General features: G+C 51.5%; 4 protein-coding genes and 1 tRNA gene (1 of these 5 only partly in view). 1 reads left to right on the top strand and 4 read right to left on the bottom strand.

The window, feature by feature from the left end; all coding sequences use genetic code 11:
* The 3 genes from gyrB to QVP67_RS09830 all read right to left on the bottom strand — a co-directional run.
* Nucleotides 1–1,618 carry the 5' portion of a DNA topoisomerase (ATP-hydrolyzing) subunit B gene (gene gyrB / locus QVP67_RS09840; RefSeq protein ID WP_022163391.1) on the bottom strand. It extends 383 nt beyond the left edge of the window, so only the first 1,618 of its 2,001 coding nucleotides appear in the window; it begins with the start codon at nt 1,616–1,618; its stop codon lies beyond the left edge, outside the window.
* A gap of 116 nt (nt 1,619–1,734) precedes the next feature.
* On the bottom strand, nt 1,735–1,989 hold the full coding sequence (gene rpsT / locus QVP67_RS09835; RefSeq protein ID WP_022163390.1) for a 30S ribosomal protein S20: 255 nt from the start codon (nt 1,987–1,989) through the stop codon (nt 1,735–1,737).
* A gap of 41 nt (nt 1,990–2,030) precedes the next feature.
* Nucleotides 2,031–2,102, bottom strand: a tRNA-Glu gene (locus QVP67_RS09830).
* A 522-nt stretch (nt 2,103–2,624) separates the two neighbouring features.
* Here QVP67_RS09830 and recO point away from each other — a divergent pair.
* Nucleotides 2,625–3,353: a DNA repair protein RecO gene (gene recO / locus QVP67_RS09825; RefSeq protein ID WP_022163388.1), complete on the top strand. Its 729-nt coding sequence runs from the start codon at nt 2,625–2,627 to the stop codon at nt 3,351–3,353.
* A gap of 144 nt (nt 3,354–3,497) precedes the next feature.
* On the opposite strand, the gene QVP67_RS09820 is transcribed toward recO, so the two are convergent.
* Complete coding sequence (locus tag QVP67_RS09820; protein ID WP_022163387.1) at nt 3,498–3,947, bottom strand: GatB/YqeY domain-containing protein; 450 nt, start codon at nt 3,945–3,947, stop codon at nt 3,498–3,500.
* Between the last annotated feature and the right edge of the window lie 91 nt (nt 3,948–4,038).

The raw sequence follows: 4,038 nt of genomic DNA, 5'->3' as shown, positions 1-4,038 counted from the left end.
GGAAGTAACGGAAGAAGAGCGTCATGATGAGGGTGTCGATGTGCGAACCATCGACATCGGCATCGGTCATGATGATTACCTTCTTGTAGCGCAGCTTGTCGATGTTGGCTTTTTTGCTGTCTTCCGTGTCGACGCCGAAGCGGATGCCCAGTGCCTGAATGATGTTGTTGACTTCTTCGCTTTCGAAGGCTTTGTGCCACATGGCTTTCTCTACGTTCAGGATTTTACCGCGCAGGGGCAGGATGGCCTGGAACGTACGGTTGCGGCCTTGCTTGGCCGATCCGCCTGCAGAGTCTCCCTCGACCAGGAAGAGTTCGCATTCGTCGGGGTCCTTGCTGGAGCAGTCGGCCAGTTTGCCGGGCATTCCGCCGCCACTCATGGGCGACTTGCGCTGTACGGACTCGCGCGCCTTGCGGGCAGCCACACGGGCGGTGGCAGCCAGTATCACTTTATCTACAATCAGTTTGGCTTCCTTGGGATGCTCTTCCAGGTAGTTAGTGAGGGCTTCGCCCACGGCCTGGTTGACGGCGCCGCTTACTTCGCTGTTGCCCAGCTTAGTCTTGGTCTGTCCCTCGAACTGGGGCTCGGACACTTTGACGGAGATAACGGCGATGAGTCCTTCGCGGAAGTCTTCGCCCGATATTTCTACTTTGGCTTTTTCGAGCTGCTTGGCGCAGGTTTCTTCACCGTACTTCTTCAGTACACGGGTCAGCGCAGCACGGAATCCGGCTTCGTGTGTTCCGCCTTCCTTGGTGTTGATGTTGTTGACGTAGGAATGGAGGTTCTCGCGGTAGCCGGTGTTATACATGATGGCGCACTCGATGGGCACGCCGGCTTTTTCGGTGTTCAGGTAGATGACGTCGTTGAACAGGGGTATGTTGTTGCTGTTCAGGTAGCGGACGAACTCTTTCACGCCTTCTTCCGAGTGGAATACTTCGCGGATAGGGTTGCCGTCTTCGTCTTTCTCGCGGAGGTCGGTCAGTGTGATGCGGATACCTGCGTTGAGGTATGCCAGTTCGCGCAGACGTGCCTGCAAGGTAGAGTATTTATAGGTGGTGACGGTGAAGATACTTCCGTCGGGCCAGAAGGTCTGTTTGGTTCCGGTGAAGGCGGGGTCGCATGTGCCTACTTCCTTGACGGGGTAGAGGGGCTTTCCGCATTCGTATTCCTGCTGATAGATTTTTCCGTTGCGGAATACTTGTGTGGTCATGTGCGTGGAGAGGGCATTGACGCAGGATACGCCGACGCCGTGCAGACCGCCTGATACTTTGTAGGAACCTTTATCGAACTTTCCGCCGGCGTGGAGCACGGTCATTACCACTTCGAGTGCCGATTTCTGTTCTTTCTCGTGGAAGTCGACGGGGATACCTCGTCCGTTGTCTTGCACGGTGATAGAGTTGTCTTCGTTGATGGTTACTTCGATGTGGTCGCAGTAGCCGGCCATGGCTTCGTCGATGGAGTTGTCTACTACCTCGTAGACGAGGTGGTGCAGACCGTTTTCGCTGATGTCGCCGATGTACATGGCGGGACGCTTGCGTACGGCTTCCAAGCCTTCGAGGACTTGGATGTTACTGGCCGAATAGTTGTTCTCGCCGTTTATCTTTTCTTCTTCTGTCATATTGTATTTTCCTTATTGTAATAACAGAGCAAAGTTAGTGAAAATCTTTGAGATACAAAAAAAGGCGAGATTAAAAAATCTCGCCTTTCTGTATCTTTTGTTTGTACTCAATCAGCTTAAGCCAGCTTGTTGATGTAGAGAGCCAACTTCGACTTCAAGTTATTGGCTTTGTTTTTGTGGATGGTGTTGTTCTTAGCCAACTTATCCAGCATTTTTGCAACGAGCGGAAGCATGGCAGTAGCCTCTGCTTTGTCAGTAGTTGCGCGAAGTTTTCTAACAGCATTTCTCATGGTCTTGCCATAGTATCTGTTGTGAAGTCTTCTCTTCTCTTCCTGTCTGATTCTTTTCAGTGATGATTTATGATTTGCCATCTCGACTAATCTTTTTTTAATTCGTTTATCTTTTTATTTAGTAGCCCGTGGGGGAATCGAACCCCCCTTTCAAGAATGAAAATCTTGCGTCCTAACCGATAGACGAACGGGCCATCCTTTTGTCGAGCGTTTCCGCTCTTAGCGAGTGTCTTTGTTTCTCGTTTGCGGATGCAAAGGTAGAAACTATTTTTGAATTACCAAAACATTCGCAAGAAAATTTTCGAAGTTTTTTGTTTGAAATACTCGTAAACTGCGTGTAATATATTGTAAATCAAATAAATAGACGGTGATAAATTTTTTATGGGAAAATGCATTTTTCTTTTGCCCAACTGTGGAAAGTGGTGGAAAATGGGGCTGGCGGGTTGGTGGAAGCTGTAGGGATGGTATGGAGGGGGCAGGAGGGGCTTTTCTACTATGCTTGTATGGCTCGTGAGCCGTGCAAGTGTTACTCGCGAGCCGTGCAAGTGTCTCTCGCGAGCCGTACAAGTGTCTCTCACGAGCCGTGCAAGTGTCCCTCAAAGGGTGCTCGTAGAGGGTGTCTGGAGGGGGTAGGATGGCGAAGAGATATTTGGATGCATGGCACGTGAAGCAAAAGGATTTTTTTGTAGATTTGCCTTCGGAAAGGAGAGATTGGCATGCTACAGAAGACTCGTGGAATCGTGCTGCGCACGTTGAAGTACAAGGACAGTTCGCTCATTGCGGACGTTTATACCGAGGTGTCGGGACGCACGTCGTTCCTGCTGCCCGTGTCGCGTTCGCGCAAGGCGCCCGTGAAGACGGCTTTGTTTCAGCCCCTGGCGATGGTGGAACTGGAAGCGGACTATCGGCCGAACGCTACTATGTATAAGGTAAAGGAGGCAAAGTCGTTCTATCCTTTTTCGTCGCTGCCGTTCGATCCTTACAAGTCGGCCATTGCTTTGTTCTTATCCGAGTTCCTGTGTCGTGCCTTGCGCGAGGAGGCCGAAAACCGTCCGCTGTTTGCCTATCTGCAGCATTCGGTCGTCTGGCTGGACGAGTGCCGTGGCGGCTTTGCCAATTTTCATCTGGTTTTTCTGATGCGCCTGTCGCGCTTCCTGGGTCTGTACCCCAATCTGGAGCATTATGCCGAGGGCGATTATTTCGACCTGCAGGCTGCCTGCTTCACTTCGCTGCGTCCGCAGACACACTCGCATTACATTGGTCCGCAGGAGGCCGCGCGTCTGCGGCGTCTGATGCGTATGAACTACGAGACGATGCACCTGTTCGGCATGAGCCGTACCGAGCGTGCCCGCTGCCTGTCTGTCATCAACGACTATTATCGTCTGCATTTGCCCGACTTCCCCGAACTGCGGTCGCTGGAGGTGCTGAAGGAGCTGTTCGACTGAGCGTGTCTGTGCGTGCTTTGCACCGGTTGTATGCCCGCAACAGTAGTGGTAGGGATAAAAAGAAAGAGGATGCAGGACGAATCCTGTATCCCCTCTCCGTAAAACCGACGGGTCTGCCAGCTGGCAAGTACCGTCTTGTTCGTTTTATCCCAGCAGCTCTTTAACTTTGGCCGAGATGGCACGTCCTTCGGCCAGTCCGGCCAGTTTCTTGCTGGCTACGCCCATCACCTTGCCCATGTCCTTACCGCTGGTGGCACCTACTTCGGCGATGATTTCCTTCAGGGCAGCTTCCAGTTCTTCGGCACTCATCTGCTTGGGCAGATAGGCTTCCATGACTTTCACCTGTGCCAGCTCGCCTTCGGCCAGGTCCTGACGGCCTTGCTGAATGTAGATGTCGGCAGCGTCCTTGCCTTGTTTCACCAGTTTCTGGATGATTTTCAGGGCAGCGTCGTCTGTCAGGGTATCGTTGGCTCCCGGTGCTGTTTTAGCTTCGAGGAATACTTTCTTGATGTTTCTCAGAGTTTCCAAAGCCACTTTGTCTTTGGCCTTCATTGCGTTTTTAATGTCTTCGCTGACTTTGTCGAATAAATCCATGATATTGTGTCTTTTTAAGTTTCTACGTTTCTCTATTTTATTCTCTCTTACGGAAAATCATTTCAACCACTTCCACTCCCCCCTCTCCTTG

Origin of the sequence: Bacteroides sp. CAG:633 (assembly GCF_000435115.1) — a bacterium.
In the GTDB taxonomy this organism is placed as follows: Bacteria; Bacteroidota; Bacteroidia; order Bacteroidales; family Bacteroidaceae; genus Bacteroides; species Bacteroides ndongoniae.
The sequence above is the reverse complement of the archived record's forward strand: the minus strand, read 5'-3'. Positions and strand labels throughout refer to the sequence as shown.